The sequence below is a fragment of the Arthrobacter sp. B1805 genome, from assembly GCF_002929745.1.
GTDB lineage: Bacteria > Actinomycetota > Actinomycetes > Actinomycetales > Micrococcaceae > Arthrobacter_D.
This window is the reverse complement of record NZ_PJIQ01000002.1, coordinates 278,845-296,580: the sequence shown is the minus strand read 5'-3', so window position 1 is coordinate 296,580 and position 17,736 is coordinate 278,845. Positions and strand designations below refer to the sequence as shown.

The 17,736-nt window shown below is 68.1% G+C and carries 19 protein-coding genes; 6 read left to right on the top strand and 13 right to left on the bottom strand.

Features of this window, described 5'->3' with window-relative positions; genetic code table 11:
* Positions 1-165: 165 nt before the first annotated feature.
* Both CXQ96_RS04030 and CXQ96_RS04025 read left to right on the top strand, forming a co-directional pair.
* Positions 166-606 (top strand): VOC family protein, encoded by a 441-nt coding sequence (locus CXQ96_RS04030; RefSeq protein WP_104116737.1) that lies wholly within the window; start codon positions 166-168, stop codon positions 604-606.
* Positions 603-1,100, top strand: a complete 498-nt coding sequence (locus tag CXQ96_RS04025; RefSeq protein WP_104116736.1) for an SRPBCC domain-containing protein — start codon at positions 603-605, stop codon at positions 1,098-1,100. The genes CXQ96_RS04030 and CXQ96_RS04025 overlap by 4 nt, the downstream gene beginning before the upstream one ends.
* Positions 1,101-1,142: 42 nt before the next feature.
* On the opposite strand, the gene CXQ96_RS04020 is transcribed toward CXQ96_RS04025, so the two are convergent.
* The 12 genes from CXQ96_RS04020 to CXQ96_RS03965 form a co-directional block, all read right to left on the bottom strand.
* Positions 1,143-1,661: a gamma carbonic anhydrase family protein gene (locus CXQ96_RS04020; protein WP_104116735.1), complete on the bottom strand. Its 519-nt coding sequence runs from the start codon at positions 1,659-1,661 to the stop codon at positions 1,143-1,145.
* On the bottom strand, positions 1,658-3,118 hold the full coding sequence (locus CXQ96_RS04015; protein ID WP_181036344.1) for an aldehyde dehydrogenase (NADP(+)): 1,461 nt from the start codon (positions 3,116-3,118) through the stop codon (positions 1,658-1,660). Before CXQ96_RS04015 ends, CXQ96_RS04020 begins: the two co-directional genes overlap by 4 nt.
* A gap of 26 nt (positions 3,119-3,144) precedes the next feature.
* Positions 3,145-4,119 carry a C-terminal binding protein gene (locus CXQ96_RS04010; RefSeq protein WP_104116734.1) on the bottom strand — a complete coding sequence of 325 codons (975 nt, stop codon included), beginning with the start codon at positions 4,117-4,119 and terminating at the stop codon, positions 3,145-3,147.
* Positions 4,119-5,309: a fumarylacetoacetate hydrolase family protein gene (locus CXQ96_RS04005; protein WP_104116733.1), complete on the bottom strand. Its 1,191-nt coding sequence runs from the start codon at positions 5,307-5,309 to the stop codon at positions 4,119-4,121. Before CXQ96_RS04005 ends, CXQ96_RS04010 begins: the two co-directional genes overlap by 1 nt.
* Before the next feature lie 35 nt (positions 5,310-5,344).
* Positions 5,345-6,229, bottom strand: coding sequence for an amidohydrolase (locus CXQ96_RS04000; RefSeq protein WP_181036343.1), 885 nt, complete (start codon positions 6,227-6,229; stop codon positions 5,345-5,347).
* Complete coding sequence (locus tag CXQ96_RS03995) at positions 6,229-7,017, bottom strand: enoyl-CoA hydratase (RefSeq protein ID WP_104116731.1); 789 nt, start codon at positions 7,015-7,017, stop codon at positions 6,229-6,231. Before CXQ96_RS03995 ends, CXQ96_RS04000 begins: the two co-directional genes overlap by 1 nt.
* The gene (locus tag CXQ96_RS03990) at positions 7,014-8,192 is read right to left on the bottom strand and encodes a CaiB/BaiF CoA-transferase family protein (protein ID WP_258058825.1); all 1,179 of its coding nucleotides are present in this window, start codon (positions 8,190-8,192) and stop codon (positions 7,014-7,016) included. Before CXQ96_RS03990 ends, CXQ96_RS03995 begins: the two co-directional genes overlap by 4 nt.
* A gap of 82 nt (positions 8,193-8,274) precedes the next feature.
* The gene (locus CXQ96_RS03985; RefSeq protein WP_181036342.1) at positions 8,275-9,642 is read right to left on the bottom strand and encodes an ABC transporter substrate-binding protein; all 1,368 of its coding nucleotides are present in this window, start codon (positions 9,640-9,642) and stop codon (positions 8,275-8,277) included.
* Between the two features lie 65 nt (positions 9,643-9,707).
* Positions 9,708-10,592, bottom strand: coding sequence for a carbohydrate ABC transporter permease (locus tag CXQ96_RS03980; RefSeq protein ID WP_104116728.1), 885 nt, complete (start codon positions 10,590-10,592; stop codon positions 9,708-9,710).
* Positions 10,589-11,590, bottom strand: a complete 1,002-nt coding sequence (locus tag CXQ96_RS03975) for a carbohydrate ABC transporter permease (protein WP_104116727.1) — start codon at positions 11,588-11,590, stop codon at positions 10,589-10,591. The genes CXQ96_RS03980 and CXQ96_RS03975 overlap by 4 nt, the downstream gene beginning before the upstream one ends.
* Complete coding sequence (locus CXQ96_RS03970) at positions 11,583-12,482, bottom strand: NAD(P)-dependent oxidoreductase (protein ID WP_104116726.1); 900 nt, start codon at positions 12,480-12,482, stop codon at positions 11,583-11,585. The genes CXQ96_RS03975 and CXQ96_RS03970 overlap by 8 nt, the downstream gene beginning before the upstream one ends.
* A 67-nt stretch (positions 12,483-12,549) precedes the next feature.
* A complete protein-coding gene (locus tag CXQ96_RS03965; RefSeq protein WP_104116725.1) occupies positions 12,550-13,317 on the bottom strand; it encodes an RraA family protein in 768 nt (255 codons plus the stop codon).
* Positions 13,318-13,510: 193 nt separating this feature from the next.
* Here CXQ96_RS03965 and CXQ96_RS03960 point away from each other — a divergent pair, with 193 nt between their 5' ends.
* Positions 13,511-14,224: a GntR family transcriptional regulator gene (locus CXQ96_RS03960; RefSeq protein WP_104116724.1), complete on the top strand. Its 714-nt coding sequence runs from the start codon at positions 13,511-13,513 to the stop codon at positions 14,222-14,224.
* 49 nt (positions 14,225-14,273) lie between these two features.
* Here CXQ96_RS03960 and CXQ96_RS03955 read toward each other — a convergent pair whose 3' ends face one another.
* The gene (locus CXQ96_RS03955) at positions 14,274-15,356 is read right to left on the bottom strand and encodes a TerC family protein (RefSeq protein WP_104116792.1); all 1,083 of its coding nucleotides are present in this window, start codon (positions 15,354-15,356) and stop codon (positions 14,274-14,276) included.
* Positions 15,357-15,580: 224 nt separating this feature from the next.
* Between CXQ96_RS03955 and CXQ96_RS03950 the strand changes: the two genes are divergently transcribed.
* From CXQ96_RS03950 to CXQ96_RS03940, 3 genes are read left to right on the top strand one after another with little or no spacing between them, the layout of a single operon-like run.
* Positions 15,581-16,282 (top strand): MSMEG_4193 family putative phosphomutase, encoded by a 702-nt coding sequence (locus CXQ96_RS03950; protein ID WP_104116723.1) that lies wholly within the window; start codon positions 15,581-15,583, stop codon positions 16,280-16,282.
* A gap of 15 nt (positions 16,283-16,297) precedes the next feature.
* Positions 16,298-16,849, top strand: coding sequence for a DUF3090 domain-containing protein (locus tag CXQ96_RS03945; RefSeq protein WP_104116722.1), 552 nt, complete (start codon positions 16,298-16,300; stop codon positions 16,847-16,849).
* A complete protein-coding gene (locus tag CXQ96_RS03940; RefSeq protein WP_104116721.1) occupies positions 16,849-17,616 on the top strand; it encodes an SCO1664 family protein in 768 nt (255 codons plus the stop codon). The genes CXQ96_RS03945 and CXQ96_RS03940 overlap by 1 nt, the downstream gene beginning before the upstream one ends.
* The last annotated feature ends 120 nt before the right edge of the window (positions 17,617-17,736 follow it).

The following is a 17,736-nucleotide window of genomic DNA, read 5'->3' as shown; positions in this document are numbered from 1 at the left end:
CGACACTAGGATTCGCCGGTTAAACTCCCTGCACGGTGGATCAACCAACAGATGAACAGGACTTTCCTCTGCGCCGATGAATTCGCCCGACGGTTTCCGCCTATCTGTTGCCGCACGGACATAGGGTCAGAGCAACGCCACATCACGTGGCACGAGGAGCGCAGCATGTCGTCACCCCAGATCTACATCAGTTTTCCAGGGACCGCGCGAGAAGCGCTCGGGTTCTACGCCGAGGTCTTCGGCGGCACCGCATCGCTCTTCACGTACGAGGACTTCGGCAGGACGGACGGTCCGCCCGACGCCGTCGCCCACGGAGTACTCGACGGCGTCGTCTCCCTCGCGGGAGCGGACGCGGCAGCAGGGGAGGCGGCAATGCGCTGCGAGGGGATGATGCTCTCGCTGCTCGGCACAGCCGAACCACAGATCCTGCACGAGTGGTTCGACAGGCTTGCTGCCGGTGGAACGGTCGTCGACCCTCTCGCGCCCAAGCCGTGGGGTGCGTCGGACGGTCAGGTCATCGACCGACATGGGGTCCACTGGCTCGTCGGCTACGAGCCGGACCAGACCCAGCCGGACCAGTCCCAGCCGGAAGAGGGCGCACGATGAGCAGCGCCGGCACTCCCCGCGGTTTCACGCTGACCCGCGATCTGCGCGCGCCCCGCCACCAGGTGTTCAGGGCCTGGACCGAGCCGGAGCACCTCGCGTGGTTCTACAACCCGGCGATGCCCACGCCGACGACCCCCATCGAGGTCGACCTCCGGGTAGGCGGGACGTGGCGCCAGCAGATGGTGGTCACCGAGGACCTCCAGTACCCGACCGGCGGGGTGTACCTCGAGATCGTGCCCGACGAGAGGCTGGTCTTCCGGTGGGGAGCAGCCGGAGGATGGCCCGACCTCTCGGGCCCCCGCGAACAGGAAGCACCCGTCGTGACCCTCGAGCTACGGGATACCCCGGAGGGAACGCGGCTGGAGCTGGGGGTCGCGTTCTCCGACCATCTCGACGACGAGGAAGTGCGGAGCCTGATCGAGGGCGGTACCCGTGACGGGTGGGGCGCCACGATCGACCGCGTCGCACTCAGTACCGCCCTCACCTCGGCGTGAAACGTGAGCGCTCGGGGGCGACAGCTGAAGGCTGCGCCGGGCTCAGGCTCCCTGCGCCGCCCGGTGCTCCTCGGCCAGGCTCCTGTACCGCTCCGCGTTCGCCTTCACGCCGGCTACCTCGTCGTCGCTCAGCTGCCGTCGCACCTTCGCGGGCACTCCCGCAACGAGCGATCGCGGTGGCACCGATGTGCCCTCCAGGACCACGGCGCCGGCTGCGACCAGCGACCCGCTGCCGATGACCGCGCCGTTCATGACGGTCGCGCTCATGCCGATCAGGCAGTCGTCCTCGATGGTGCAGCCGTGCACGACTGCACTGTGGCCCACGCTGACCCGGTCACCGATGGTCGCGGGGAACCCGGGGTCTGCATGGACGACGACGTTGTCCTGCAGGTTGGACCCCTCCCCCACGCGTATGGGCGCGGTGTCGGCACGGACGGTGACGCCGTAGAAGACGCTCGATCCCGGGCCGAGGACGACGTCGCCGATCAGTGACGCCGTCGACGCGACGAACACCGTGTCATGGACTGCGGGGACATGCCCGCGGAACGGGATGATGCTCACGCCGACACCAGCTTCCCGTTGAGCATGCGCTGGACCGGCGTGGGGGCGTCGTCGCGCAGCACCCCCGGCAGCCGGGACTGCGGGAAGCCCTGGTAGGCGACGGGCCGGAGGAACCGGAGGATGGCTGCGGTTCCGACGGACGTCGTGCCGGCCTGGGTGGTCGCGGGGTAGGGTCCGCCGTGGTGCTGCGCGTACGTGACGGACACGCCGGTGGGCCACTGGTTCCAGAGGAGGCGCCCGGCCCGCTTCGCGAGTTCGCGAATGAGGTCCTGCACGTCGTCGTCGTCCTCGCCGTGGATGCTCGCGGTCAGCTGACCCTCCAGCACGCGTGCCAGGCGCAGCAGATCGCCCTCGTCCTGGTAGGTGACGACCAGCGCGGCCGGACCGAACCGCTCGGCGAGCAGGCCGGAAGGATCGCCCAGCACATCCCCGATGCTCGTTACCAGGAGCGTTGCTTCCGGTGGATCCGAGAAGGCCTTCTCGCCTCCCAGCAGGGGCGCGACGCCCGGGTGGGACACGAGCTCCTGCAGGGAACGGACGTACCCTTCCTGGATCCCGTCATTGAGCAGTGGCGACGGCGGCGGGGGCGTCTGCGAGCGCAGGTGGACCAGCATGTCCTCCGGGACGACGAGCACGCCCGGCTTGGTGCACAGCTGCCCGGAACTGGCCGTCATGGAGGCGAAGAAGCCCGAGGCGATGTCTGCACCCCTGGCATGGGCGGCCGCCCTGGTGACGAAGGTCGGGTTCACGCTGCCCATTTCCGCGAAGAAGGGGATGGGCGTCTCGCGGGCGTTGGCGAGATCGAACAACGCCCGTCCTGCCGCGATCGATCCGGTGAAGGATCCCGCCTGCACCCGGGGATCCACCAGGGCTGCGCGCCCGGCGTCGAGGCCGAAGATGACCGAGTACAGCCCGGACGGAGCATCGGCGTCACGAAGGGCGGCCTGGATGACGACCGCTGTCGCGACCGACAGCTCGGGATGCCCGGGGTGGGCCTTGAGGATGACCGGGCACCCGGCCGCGAGGGCGGCAGCCGTATCGCCGCCGGCCCCGCTGAAGGCGAACGGGAAGTTGCTGGCCGCGAAGACCAGGACGGGGCCCACGGGTTCCAGCACCCGGCGCAGGTCCGGGCGCGGAGCCCCCATGGGCCACTGCTCGTCCGCGGTGTCGATGCGGATGTCCTGGTAGGAGCCGTCGTCGAGCACCTCGGCGAAGAGCCGGAGCTGGAACGTCGTCCTCTTCAGCTCGCCGCGCAGGCGGGCCTCGGGAAGGAAGGTCTCCCTGGTCCCCAGGTCGATGAGAGTGTCCGCCGCCCCGTCCAGGTGGTCCGCGATGGCGCGAAGCGCCGCAGCCCGGTTCCGGGCGGGCGTCGCGGCCCACGGATCCGCGGCAGTCGCTGCCGCGGACAGGACCTGCTCGAGTTCCTCGGTCCGGGTGTCCTCAATCGTGCTGTTCATGGCCCGTCAGTCCTCTCCGATGCTGCTCATGCTGTCTGTGCTGTCTCCGGCTGGTTCACGAGGCAGCGTAGCCGCTCGCCCCGACCTGCACGGTACGCCTCCTCGGCGGCGAGCCGTTGCAGCGCGGCCAGTGACGCCTCGGAGTAGAAGGCTGCGTGCGGCGTCAGGACCGCGTTGGCATGTCGTCTCAATCCGTGGTCCGCGGGCAGGGGCTCCGGGTCGAAGACATCCAGGGCGGCTCCTGCGAGCTGTCCGGCGTCGAGGGCGGCCAGGACGGCGTCCTGGTCGACCAAAGTCCCGCGCGCCGTGTTGACGACGAAGGACCCCGGCTGCATCTTCCGCAGGTTTTCCGCGTTCACGACCTTGTAGGTGTCCGGAGTCGCAGGTGCGTGGAGTGAGACGACGTTCGCCCTGCGGAAGAGGGTGTCCAGGTCCACGAGCTCGATGCCGTGGTGGGCCGCGACCGACGGATCGAGAAAGGGGTCGAAAGCCAGGACGGGGAACCCGAAGGGCTTGAGCCGGGCGACGACGCCGAGCCCTATGCGGCCCAGCCCGATCAGCCCGACCGTGGTGTCTGCGGAGGCACGGATAGGAGCCAAGGACGGCGGCGAGATCCAGCCTCCCCCACTGAGCACCCGATCGAACTGCACGAGCTTGCGCACGAGGACGAGGATCAGGCTCAGCGTATGGTCGGCCACGGTGTCGGCGCCGTAGTCGGGGACGTTGCAGACCGAGATCCCCCGCTCGTTCGCCGCCTGGAGGTCGACGTTGTCGTAGCCGATGCCATACCGGATGACGACCGCGCCGGGCGGCAGCCCGTCGAGCACCGACGCCGTGATGGGCGCGAAGTTCACCAGGACGACGTCGGCCCCGCGGACCGCCTCGCGTGCGGCCTCTTCCGTGGTTGCCTGGTACACCTCGAAGCCGGCGCTGAGCGCTGCGGCGGCGGCGCGCTCGTCGTCGAGTCCCCGGAAGTTGTGGTCCGTGACGACGATGCGCATCACCGTACCCCCACCGTTGCGGCCAGGCCGCGCTCGGAGAGGCTGCGGATGAGGTCGCGGATGCCGAATTCCCAGGGCGGTGCCGCCTCCGAGGAGGTGACGCGGTTGACGAGGGTGCCGAGCTGAGGGCTGGAGATCCTGACGATGTCGCGCGGATGGTGGGTGAATCCCATGTCCGCACCGTCCCGGTCGGCGGTCGGGGCGAAGAGCGTTCCGAGGTAGAGCAGGATCCCGTCGGGGTATTGGTGGGAATCCCCGACCGTGTACCGGGCGAGCTCTTCCGGGTCCCGCGAGATGAGGGGCATGGAGCTGGCCCCGTCGAGGACGAAGCCGTCGTCCTCGCCCAGTACCTCGAGCCGGACCTCGGCGGCCCGGACGTCGTCGAGGCTGAATGCGTCGTCGAACAGGCGGATGAACGGGCCGACGGCGGCGGAGGCGTTGTTGTCCTTCGCCTTCGGCAGCAGCAGCGCTGACCGGCCTTCGACGTCCCGCAGGTTGACGTCGTTCCCCAGGGTCGCGCCGACCACCTGCCCCGTGGACGTCACGAGGATCGCGACCTCCGGTTCGGGGTTGTTCCAGGTGGAGACGGACGCGACACCGATGTCCTGGCCGCAGCCCACCGCCGAGAGGACGGGTGCCTTGGTGAACACCTCCGGGTCCGGGCCCAGTCCCACCTCCAGGTACTGCGACCACAGGCCCTTGGCCGACAGTTCGGCCTTCAGGGCGTCCGCGTCGGCGCTGCCGGGCCGGACCGTCGTGAGGTCGGCTCCGACGAGCTGCTCCAGTTCGGCGCGGAAGGAGGTGGCCGCATGCTTGTCGCCGCCCGCGCGTTCCTCGATCAGCCGTTCCATGAGCGAGTTCGCGAATGTCACTCCGGCCGCTTTCAGCACGGACAGGTCGACGGGAGCGAGGAGGCGGACGCCGGTGCCGCGCTCGTCGAGCGAGTTGCGCAGGACGTCGTCGAGGTCCCAGCTGCGGGTTCCTTCCGCCGCCGCGACCTGTGCCGCGGGGTCGGCGGATTCGAGCAGGTCGCTCATGGTGGGGAAGTCGTCCGTGATGTCGTGGACGCGGCGGTCCCGTACGACGACGACGCACGGCCCGTTGACCTCGGGATCGAGGACCCGGCCCACGAGGGTTGCTGCGTCTGCGTCGACCGGCAGGACATCGGCGTGGTTTTCGAGAAGGTGCATCGGCTTCTTTCAGGAGCTCGTGCTCGCGTGGTTCCTCACGCGGCGGGAATGGATTCGTGGAGCCGGTAGGCGTTGATCGCGGCCCCGCCGCGCACGGCTGCCAGGTCGGAGGCGGACAGGCCGGTGGCGGCCACGAGCGCGGAGAGGTCCTGCCACGCCTCCCGGTAGCTGCGCTGGAGCAGGATGACGGGCCAGTTGCTGGCCAGCATCGACCGCTGCGGGCCGAACTGTGCGAGCGCCCAGTCCACATAGCGAGCGAGTTCGTCGGGCCGCCACTGGGACCACGCGGTCAGGACGTCGATCCCGACGGAGACCTTGATGGAGACGGAGGGCGACGTCGCCAGCTCGGCGATCTGCCCCGCCCACGGCTCCCAGCCGGCGGAATCCACCGGCGGACGCGCGAGGTGGTCGAGCACGACCCGGAGGTCGGGGACCGCGCGCGTCAGGGCGCCGACCGCCGACACCTGGTCGGGAGTGACGGGCACGATGTCCCAGGACAGTCCCCGCTCGGCGAGGTCCCCGAACAGGGAGATGACGTCGGGGTTGCCCAGCCACTCGAGCGAACGCTTCCCCACGAGGCAGCGGACCCCTGCCCACGCCGTCGTGTCCGCGCGTGCCAGCTCGGCCCTGGCCGCCTCGGGCTGCTCGAGCGGGAGCCAGCCGACGACGCCGGCCACCGTGCCGCACGAGGAGGCGTAGGCCGCGAGCCGGTCGTTCTCGTCGCTGCTGTCGACCGACTGGACGAGCACCGTCGCGTCGACTCCGGAGCCGACGAGCTCCGAGGCCAGGTCGGCGGGTTCGTAGTCCCGCGCGATGTGGCTGTGGTCGGACGTGCGCCAGGCCTGCTCCTGGGCCTCGAGCTTCCAGTAGTGGTGGTGCGCGTCGACGACGCGGGGTGCATGCTCCTGTGCCTGCTCCATCAGTATCCCTTCCATCGGGGTGTGCGGTGCTCGGTGAAGGCTGCGACGCCCTCCTGGAAATCTGCGCTGCCGTAGCACTCGAGCAGGAGGTCGTCGCCGTTCGCGGCCGGATCCTCCTGCAGGCGCCGGTCCATCTCCTTGAGCGCGGCGATGGTGACAGGGGCCGTCTGGCTCATCCTGGTGCTGAGCTTCGACAGCGTGGCCTCGAACTCCTCGTGCGGCACCACCTTGTACACGAAGCCTGCCTTCTGTGCTTCCCCGGCGGGCAGGAGTGCTGCGGCGAGGAGCATGGCCATGGTGCGTCCCTGGCCCATGCGGGCCTGGAGCCGCCTCAACACCACCGGGGGAATGCAGTTGCCGACCGTCCGGGCGATCGGCACCCCGAACGTCGAGGACTCGGTGGCGATGACGACGTCGGAGCAGGCGGCGATCGCCAGTCCGGCGCCGACGGCGGGACCATCGACGGCGGCGATGACCGGGATGCTGAGCTTCAGCAACGCGTCGAGGATCGCGCCGACCCGCTGCTCGTACTCGAGCCCCTGCTCGCCGGTCGTGAAGGACGAGAACTGCGTGATGTCGGTGCCGGCGGCGAAGGCCCCGCCCTGGCCCCGGATAACCAGGACCCTGACCGACGGGTCCGCCGCCGTCTGCGCGAGGGCTTCAGCGAGCTCGTCGTACATGCGCCAGGTGAGGGCGTTGTGCCGCCCCGGGTGGGACAGGACCACCTGGAGGATCGGCCCGCTCCTCTCGAGCAGGATCCGCCCCTCGTCAGCAGCGGTGGCCCTCATGTTCCCAGCACCTCGTCGTTGTGCTCCCCGAGCAGCGGTGGGTGCCGACGGATGGTGGGAGGAGTCCGGCTGAGCCGGATGGGGGACCCGATGACCTCGACGCGCCCTTCGACGGGATGGTCCATGAACTTGATCATGTCCCGTTCCTTCACGTGGGGGTCCTCCTCGAGGACCTGCTGGTAGTTCTGGATGGGACCTGCGGGGATGCCCGCGCCGAGGAGCACGTCGACCCACTCCGCCGTCGTCCTCCCGGTGAAGACCGCCTCCAGTTCCGCGACGAGTGCCGCCCTGTTGGCCATCCGGCTGGGGTTGTCGATGAAGCGCGTGTCCGACAGGAGCCGGGTGAGCTCGGTGCACTCGCAGAGACGGTTCCACAGCCGGTCGTTGTTCGCTCCGATCGTGACGTACCCGTCCTTCGTGGCAAGGGCCTGGTACGGCGCCGACATGCGGTTCGCTGATCCGAGGGCCAGCGGCGCATCGCCCGTCGTCCAGAATTCCGTGGACTCCCAGACAGAGAGGGCAAGAGTGGATTCGAAGAGGGAGGTCTCGAGGTATTGCCCCTGCCCGGTCTCCTTGCTCGAACTCCAGGCGGCGAGGATCCCGACGGCGCAGAACAGCCCCGCGCCGAGATCAGCGACCGGGATCCCGCTCTTCACGGGGCGGCCGTCGGGTTCCCCGGTGATGCTCATGACGCCGGCCATGGCCTGCGCGATGAGGTCGTACCCGGGCCGCGTGGCGTAGGGGCCGGTCTTCCCGAACCCGGAGATGCTCGCGACGACCAGGCGGGGGTTGATGGCACTGAGGGTGTCGAAGTCGAGTCCGAGCCGTTCGGCGACCCCCGGCCTCCAGTTCTCGATCACGACGTCGGCGGTCCGTACGAGCCGGTAGAAGGAGTCGCGCCCCTCCTGGGTCTTGAGGTCGAGGGTGATGCTGCGCTTGTTCCGGTTGAGGCTGAGGAAGGCCCGGCTGTCCTCCCCCTTGCCGGAGGTTCCCCAGGAGCGCCGGGTCTGGTCTCCGTCCTGGGGGTTCTCCACTTTGATGACGTCGGCGCCCAGGTCGGCGAGCACCATGGTGCAGAACGGTCCCGCCATGACCTGGGTGAGGTCGAGGACGGTCATGCCGGTGAGTGCCTGGGCGGCAGGTGGCCCTGCGGGCGGCGGTGGTGATGGGGGCACGGAACTCTCCTCTGTCAGGTCGGTACGGGGATCGGGTGATCGGGCGGGCAGGGGCGGCAGCGCCGCCCCTGCCCCGGGTGCGTTATCCCGTAGCGCCGAGCCCTGCGTTGACCTCGGTGAAGAAGTCGGACACGGCCTGCTCGATGGAGACCTCGCCGAAGCTCACGCGCTCGTACGCACGGGTGTAGGACTCCTCGAAGGTGGCCTGGTAGCCGGGAGGGTAGACGACCGTGGGCGGCTCGGACTCGGCGATCTGCTGGTAGAGCTCGAGGTCGTGCTTGCGGAGCTCCGGCAGTTCGGGGTTCTCCAGCTGCGCCTCGAGGTGGCGGGAGTTGGTGACTGCACCGTTCGACGACGCGAACACGGCCGCCGCTTCGTCGTTGTTCGCCCAGAAGTCGATGAAGGCCGCCGCCGTCGGGACGTTGTCGCAGTTGACGGGGATGGCGAAGCCGGACGTGAACAGCACATTGCCGGGGCCGGCCTCCCCCGAGGGAAGGGGAAGGGAGGTCAGTGTCTGGCCGTTCCCGAGCCCGTCCAGTGTGGCCTGCGAGTTGATGATCGAGTTGCCCGGCGCGGTGTCGGCGACCGTCACCCCGCGGGAGACGTAGCTCTGCTCGGGCTGCTCGGGCTGCTCGCTCATCTGCGCCGGCGTTGCCGTCGCTCCGGCTTTGCGCATCTCCTCCCACATGGTCCAGTACTCGGCCAGTGCCTCCTCGGAGAAGCCGAGCTTGCCGTCCTTGAAGAGGGTCTCACCCTTCGCCGCCATGTAGCTGATGAGGAAGTTCGGGCGTCCGCCGCTCAGCGAGAGTGCGGACACTCCCTCCGGCAGGTTCGGCTGCATCTCCATGGCCCAGCTCTGCAGGTCCTCCCAGGTGTAGCCCTCGGGCAGCATCTCGCTGCCCGCCTGCTCCACGAGGGTCTCGTTGACGACGAGGGCGTCGTAGGCGGCACCGTAGGGAACGACGTACAGGTTGCCGTCGGTCCCGCGGCCCGTGTCGAGGACCTCCTCGGGGATGTCGCTGACGTCGATCGCACCGGATTCGATCATCGGATCGAGGGGGAGGAACAGGTTGCGGGACGTGTAGTCGTTCAGCTGCCTGCCCTGCATCTGGGTGAGGCAGGGCAGGTTGCCGCTGGTTCCCTGCACGTTGAGCCGCTGGAAGTAGGCACCGAAATCGGCGAACTCGCGCTCGATGGTGACGCCCTCGTGCTCCTCCTCGAACATGTCCGCGACGGCGTTGGTCACCTCGTTGCGCTGGCCGGCCCCCCACCAGGCGAGCCGGGCGGAGCCCGTGACCTCGCCCTGCCCGTCCACGACCTCGTCGCCGCTGGGGGCCTCTCCCACGCTGGTGCCGCCTGCACACGCGGACACTGCCAGCAGTGCTCCGAGTGCTGCCGTGGCCGCGACCGTGCGGTGCCGGCGTCGTGTGGCTGAAGATTGAATCGTCATTGTTTCCTCCATGGTTGTGTCGGGTGATCGGTGGTTCCGGCGAAGATGGGACGGTGCCGGCGGTGCTATTTGAGTCCGCTGGTGGCGATGCCCTCGATGAGCAGTCGCTGTGCGGCGAAGAAGAAGCCGACGACGGGCGCCAGTGAGAGCGTCGCCATGGCGAAGAGGGGTCCGAACGTGGACTGCCCGGTCGCATCCAGGAAGCTGTTGAGGCCCTGGGTGACCGTCCAGAGCTCCGGGCGGTTGAGGTAGAGCAGCGGGCCGAGGAAGTCGTTCCAGGTGTTGATGAACGTGAACAGCGCCGTCGTGCCGAGCGCCGGGATGGACAGCGGCAGGATGATCCGGCGGAAGATCCCGACGTGGCCGCAGCCGTCCAGCCGTGCCGCGTCATCCAGTTCGCGGGGAAGGGTGCGCATGAACTGGACCATCAGGAAGATGAAGAACGCATCCGTCGCGAGGAACTTGGGCACAGTCAGCGGCAGGATCGTGTTGATCCAGGCCAGTTCGTTGAAGAGCACGTACTGCGGCACGAGGGTCACGTGGTACGGCAGCAGCATCGTGCCGAGCATGACCGCGAAGAGCGTCCGCTTGAACGGGAACTCGAGCCGGGCGAAGGCGTAGGCCGCCAAAGCGCAGGCGATGACGTTGCCGACCACGGACAGCAGGGTGATCAGGAGCGAGTTGAAGAAGTACCGCGAGAAGGTGAAGGACCCGAGGGTCCAGCCGTCCACGTAGTTGTCCAGGGTGAAGTTGCCCGGCCAGAGGCTCAGGGTGTTGAAGGTCTCGTTGGCCGGCCGGAAGGATGCCCCCACCATCCACAGCAGGGGGTAGAGGATGACGATCAGGACGACGATCATCGTGAAGTGCCTCGCGACGGCGAGCACCATCTTGTTGCGGGACATCGTGCGACCGAACAGGGGCTTCCGGGGAGCGGGTGCGTAGGTGGTCATCGTTCGTCTCCGTAGTGGACCCAGTACCGGGCCGATGCGAACAGGAGGGCGGTGAAGATTCCGAGCACCACGACCAGTGCCCATGCCATGGCGGATGCGTACCCCATCTCGAGGTTGGCGAAGCCGCGCTGATAGAGGTAGAGGGTGTAGAACAGGGTGGAGTTCAGCGGACCGCCGCTGCCGTTGCTGATGACATACGCGGGGGTGAACGCCTGGAAGGCGTTGATCGTCGTCATCAGGATGTTGAAGAAGATCAGCGGCGTCAGCAGTGGCAGCGTGACGTGGCGGAAGCGGCGGAAGACGTTCGCTCCGTCCACCGATGCCGCCTCGTGCAGCTCACGTGGCACCTGCCGCAGCCCCGCCAGGAAGATGATCATGGTGGAGCCGAAGGTCCAGACGTTGAGGACCACGAGCGTGTACAGCGCGCTGTTGGGGTTGCCGATCCAGCTCTGGCCCTGGATCCCGAAGACCGCCAGCACCTGGTTGAAGATGCCCTCCTGCCCGAAGACCTGGCGCCAGAGGAGCGCGATGGCGACACTGCCGCCGATCAGGGAGGGAAGGTAGAACGCCGCGCGGTACACGGACAGCGCCTTCATGCCTTGGTTCAGGATCAGGGCGACGCCGAGGGAGGCGACCAGCACGGCCGGCACCGAGACGACGACGTACAGGAAGGTCACCTGGACGGAGTCGATGAACCGGGGATCGGCCGCCAGCATGCGTTCGTAGTTCGCGAAGCCGGCCCAGACCGGCGGCGAGAGGAGGTCGTACCTCGTGAAGGACAGGTACAGGGAGTAGAGCATCGGGCCGATGGTCAGCAGCAGGAGGCCGACGATCCAGGGCGACAGGAACCCGAAGGCGACCCACGCCTCCCGCCGTGAACCTGACCGGCGGGACGCCGTCCGGCGCTTCGTGCCGGTGCCCCCGCCGTCGGACGGACCGCCAGCGAGCGGCGGCGTGTCCAGGAGGGCGGCCTGTGCGGTTCTGGTGACGTCAGTCATCGTTGTCCTTCCCGTCGTGGTCGTGTTCCTCGCCGGCCGCTGCGTCCCGCGCGTGGGACTCGACGTAATCCGGCAGCAGCTGGCTCAGGAGGGCTGCGAAAGGGGCGGAGGTTTCTGCTGTCCGTGCAGCGGTGAGGAACTCGAAGAGGTCCTTGCTCCAGGGCCTGTCCTTGACCGCTGTTCCGCCCGCGGAGTACGCGGCCGCCGTGTCGTCGAAGAACCCCCAGTTGGTGGCCACCCATGACGCTCCGGTGGAGGTGGCCACGGCCTTGAGCACCGTCTCGGGAGCTACCCCGTACTTTCCCGCCACGTCCAGCGCCTCGTGGGCACCGGCCAGCGCGGAGAACATCATCATCTGGTTGGCCAGCTTGGTGGCCGCTCCGGTGCCCGGAGCGCCGGCCAGCAGCACCTCGCTGCCGACGGCACGCACCACGTCCTCGACGGCGTCGAAGTCCTCGCGCTCCGCTCCTACAAACACCGTCAGGTCGCCCTTGCGTGCCCTGGCCGAACCGCCACTGACGGGAGCGTCGATGAAACGCGTCCCGTGCTCCCGGGCCGTCGCGGCGAGGGACTGGGCCGATGCCGGGAGGATGGTGCTGTGGACGATCACCGCTCCGTCGGTGCTGGTGGCGAAGTACCCCCGCTCCCCCAGCAGGATGGACTCCACGGCGGCGTCGTCCGGAACCACGAGCACGAGGACGTCCGCGGACGCGAGCTCCTCGACGGACTCGGCGCTCTTCGCGCCGGCGTCCACACAGGATCGGGCTTTGTCCGGCGCCGGGTCGAAGACGGTGAGGGGCCAGCCGTCGTCGAGCAGGGCGTGTGCCATCGGCAGGCCGAGGTTCCCGAGTCCGGCGAGGCCGATCGTTGTGGTGCGTGGCTTCGTTGCCATACTTCCTCCGGAAGCGTTGCAGTGGTGCCGGGCGGGCCCGGCACCACTGACTGACAGTGATGGGGAGTTACAGGCCTTCGTAGTAGGCGACGACGGCGTCGATGTCGACGGAGCTGTCCTTCGGCCGGCCCTGCGCCTTGTACAGCTTCGTGCGGGCGTGCATGTCCGCCAGCAGGATCGCGCGGGCGTGGGTCGCCACTTCGTGGGCCACGGCGGCGGGGACGACGATGATGCCGTCGTCGTCGCAGCCGACGATGTCCTCGGGCTGGACCTGCACTCCGCCGCAGGCGATGGTCGTCTGGACCTCAACGACCTCGATACGGCCCGGGATGATGGTGCGTCCGCGTTCCCGGACACAGATGGGGTTGCGCTGGAGGGTCACCTCGCCGGTGTCGCGGCAGTAGCCGTCCGTGATGATGCCCGCTGCGCCTGCGCCGACGGCGGCCATGACGTTTTCGGAGCCCCAGAAGCCCACTTCGCGGCCTCCGCCGGAATCCATGACGATCACGTGGCCGGGTCGCAGGTCCGCCGGGAGCTTCTTGTGGCCGTGCTTCTCGAACCAGATGCGGTGGGCCTCGACGATGTCCTGGGTGGAGTCCAGCTTCCACATGGGCTTGTTGGACGGCACGCAGCGGATGGTTGCCGCGTGCCCCCAGAACTTCATGCCGTACCAGAGGGGGTGGATGGCGGGGTCCATGAGGTTGATGTCGAAGTAGCCGATGCCATCGAGGGCGTCGGCCACGTCCGCCACGCGGAGGTGCTTGTACAGGCTGTTGAGGTTCTCGGGATCGGCCTTCTCGTAGTCGGGGGCCGTGCTGTTGGTCAGCGTCGTCATGGGACACCTTTCGCTTCTTCGGGAACAGTTGTCGCGCAGCGACCTGCCATCGATCTGCTGCCGGGTTTCGCGTCAGTGATCCGTGTCACTTTCTCGCTTGCATATTGTCTACAGCATTCAGTCGACATAAGACAAGAGCCAGCGGCATAATGGACGGAACGTCTCATCCTCAACCCTCGATGGAGGATCCCCCGTGGTCACGTCCACCAGTGCCTCCGCCCCGTCGGTCTCCGGCCGCATCAAGTCCTCGAGCCTCGTGGACCTCGCGGCCGAGGCCATCCGCAAGCAGATCCTGTCGGGGTCACTCGGCCCGGGCGACCGCCTCATCGAGGAACGCCTGACCGAGGAGTTGGGCATCAGCAGGCCGCCACTGCGGGAGGCGTTGCGCATCCTGTCGCAGGAAGGGCTTATCGAGACGCGTCCACGTCAGGGCTCCATCGTCGCCACCCTCACGGACCAGGACGTGTTCGAGATCCTGACCCTGCGCTCCGCCCTCGAGAAGCTCGCGGTGGAACTCGGCGTGCCCGTGTCGGACCCGCACAGGCTCGAGCGCTGCCGGCATGCCCTCGAACAGATGGAGGACTGCGCGCGGCGCGAGGACAGGGCAACGCTCGTGGAGCGAGGGTACGCCTTCCATGCGTCGATCGTCGCCCTGGCCGGGCACCGCCGGCTGGAAACCACCTACGCCTCGGTGCAGCAGCAACTGCTGCTCTGCATGGCGCGGAACCTGTACGTACGGGAGCACTACCACGAGAACCTCGTGGACCACGTGGCCCGGCACCGGTTCCTGCTGGAGCTGATCGAGGCGGGCGACCCGCAGGCTGTACTCGCGGAACTGGCCGTGCACGGGGAGCGGTCGTTCACGGAACCGCAGCCGGGAAAGCCGGACGGACGCCAGAACACCTAGGGAAGGCACCGGCGCCGGCAGGTACCTTCCCCAGGATGAGCTGACAGTTTTACCGTGAGGATCCCGCGGTCGAACTCCGGGTCTCGTCGGACTCGGGATCATCGGTCCGGTCCTCGGAGTCAGCGGTGGTCATGCTTCCGCCCTCCACCTGGTCGCGGGCGAGCCTGGCGTCGTCGCCCCGGGTCTTCATGAGGCTGGCGACGGTGGCGACGGCGATGGTGGCGCCGATGAAGAGCAGCGAGAACCAGATCGGGATCTCGGGTACCCAGAGGAGCGGCTGGCCACCGTTGATGAAGGCCAGCTCGTTGACGTGCAGGGCGTGGAAGACGAGCTTCACGCCGATGAACGCGAGGATGACGGCGAGCCCCTGGGCGAGGTAGACGAGACGTTCAAGCAGTCCACCGATGAGGAAGAACAGCTGGCGCAGGCCCATGAGCGCGAAGGCGTTGGCCGTGAAGACGATGTACGCCTCGTTCGTCAGGCCGTAGATCGCGGGAATGGAGTCGACGGCGAAGATGAGGTCCACGAAACCGATCGCGATGATCGTGAGCAGCATCGGCGTGACGAAGCGGGTGCCGCCCTTCTTCACGGTGAGCTTGTCCTCGTGGTACTCGTCGGTGACGGGCAGCACGCGGCGGACGAGCTGCATGAACCTGCCGTCGGCCGGGTTGGCGTCGTGGCTGCCGAACGCCTGCTTGTAGGCGAGGAAGAGCAGCAGGGCGCCGAAGATGTAGAAGATCCAGGAGAAGTTCTCGATCAGTCCCGCGCCGATGGCGATGAACCCGCCGCGGAGGACCAGGGCGATGATGATGCCGATCATCAGCACCTTCTGCTGGTACTTCTTCGGAACCGCGAAGCCCGTCATCACGATGAGGAAGACGAACAGGTTGTCGATCGACAGGGCCTTCTCGGTGAGGTAGCCGGCGAAGTACTCGCCGCCGTACCTCCAGCCCGAGACGACGCCGATACCCACGCCGAACAGCAGGGCGAGGCCGATGTAGAACGCGGACCAGCGGGCCGATTCGGCGATGGTCGGTTCGTGGGGTTTGCGCACGTGCGCGAAGAACTCGTAGACGAAGAAGAGGATCGTCACGGCAAGCGTGATCAACCAGATCAGGGGTGTGACCTGCATGAGGGGTGCTCCCAAGGGTAGGCGTCGGGCATAGGCGCCAAGGTCTCCTCCGCCCGGCCAGAAGCCGGAGCCGATTGCCCGGGATGCAACGGTGCATCCGTAGTGACGGGTCAATCGCAGTCGGGAGTACTCCCCTTGATACATCCAGCCTAACGGACGCTCTGCTGTTCCCGTTCCCGAGGTGCTGCGCCCGACGCCGTCGGGCGGGTGGTTAGGCTGGGTGGATGGCGACAGTGATTCTCGTGCGGCACGGCCGCACCACAGCGAATGCGTCCGGTCTGCTGGCCGGTCGGACCCCCGGCGTGAGCCTCGACGACGTCGGCCGCGACCAGGCGGCCGCCGCCGGAGCGCGGATCGCGGCGGTGCCCGTCGTCGGGGTCGTGTCGAGCCCCCTCGAGCGCTGCCGGCAGACCGCGCAGTTCATCCTCGACCGCCAGGGCGGAACGCCCCAGTCAACGCTCGACGACGATCTCACCGAATGCGACTACGGCCAGTGGCAGGGCCGCACGCTCACCGACCTTGCAACCGAGAGCCTGTGGTCGGTGGTGCAGTCGCAACCGTCCGCCGTCACCTTCCCGGGCGGTGAGTCCATGGCCACGATGCAGGCCCGGTCCGTGGCTGCGATACGGCGTCAGGACGCAGCCTTCGAAGCCGAGCACGGGCCGGGGGCCGTGTGGGTGGCGGTGAGCCACGGTGACATCATCAAGTCGATCCTCGCCGACGCGCTCGGCATGCACCTCGACCTGTTCCAGCGCATCACGGTGGGCCCCGCGTCGGTGTCGATCGTGCACTACGGTGCGAGCCGCCCGAGCGTGTACGCGACCAACACCGACGCCGGGGACCTGTCCTGGCTGGCCGCCAGCGTCGCCCCCGCCGATGCGCCGGTCGGCGGTGGCGCAGGGCACACGGCGCCACCGGCCCGTTGAGCCTAAAATAGACCCATGCCTACAACTGTTCACGAGTTCGCCTGGCCTGATCGCGTCGTCGTCGGCACCATCGGCGTTCCGGGGCAGCGCACGTTCTACCTGCAGGTGCGCACGGGGAAACAGATCGTCAGCATCGCGATGGAGAAGCAGCAGTCCGCGCAGCTCGCCGAGAAGATCGACGAGATCCTCGACCAGCTCATTACCCTCGACGGCAACCCCTTCAGCGTTCCCGCCAGCACTCCCATCGAACTCGTCGACAATGACCAGCTCGAACCCGTTGAGGAGCAGTTCCGCACCGGTGTCATGAGCCTTGGCTGGGATCCGACGACGGCGCAGATCGTCATTGAGGCGTACCCGATCGCCGATCTCGAGACGGAGGACGAAGTCTTCCCCGAGGACGACGACGTCGACGCGTCCGAGGTGCTGCGGGTGCGCATGCCCGTCGGGACCGCGCGGGCCTTCGCCAAGCGCACCCGGGAGATCGTGGGCGCCGGGCGTCCGATCTGCGTGATCTGCGGCCAGCCCATCGACGCCGACGGGCATACCTGCGCCATCCCTGAGGTCTGATGCCGGCGCCGGACCTGGTGACCGCCGAGCTGACGCTCACGGGGCGCATCACGACGGCGTCGAACGCCACCTTCCTGGGCAGCATCGGTGACACGACGGTCGTGTACAAGCCGATCAAGGGCGAGAAGCCGCTGTGGGACTTCCCCGACGGTCAGCTGGCTTACCGGGAGGTAGCTGCCTACCTGCTGTCGGAGGCCCTCGGCTGGAACATCGTGCCGCGCACCTGGCTGCGCGACGGCCCGTTCGGTGAGGGCATGGTGCAGCTCTGGCAGGAGACGGACCCCGACCAAAGCGCGGTGGACCTCGTCGCTGCGGACGACGTGCCGGAGAACGGCTGGAAACAGGTGCTCGAAGGTCAGGACGAGAAGGGTCGGATGGTCGCTCTCATTCACGAGGACACTCCGGCGCTAAGACGCATGGCGGTGTTCGACGTGATCGTCAACAACGCTGACCGCAAGGGCGACCACATCCTGGCTATGAGCGACGGGCACCGGTACGGCGTGGACCACGGGCTCACCTTCCACAGCGAGCACAAGCTGCGGACGGTGCTGTGGGGGTGGCTCGGTGATCCGCTGAGTGCGGAGGAACTCGAGGGCGTCGACCGGGTCAACTCCGGTCTCGACGGTGACCTGGGCCAGGACCTGGCGGAGCTGCTTACTGACGAGGAAGTCGCTGCGCTCGCCGCCCGCTGCGCGCGGTTGCGCTCGGCAGGTCGATTCCCGGCTCCGCGTGGCGAGATGCCAGCGGTGCCCTGGCCGCTGTTCTAAGGGGATTGCTGCAGAGCTTCACGCGTAGCCCCGGACGCGGCCCTATGCCCTGCGGGGAAACGGGACTCATCAACGGAGAGCGGCAGTGGTGCATAGATTCTGACTCTGAGTATTGCTACA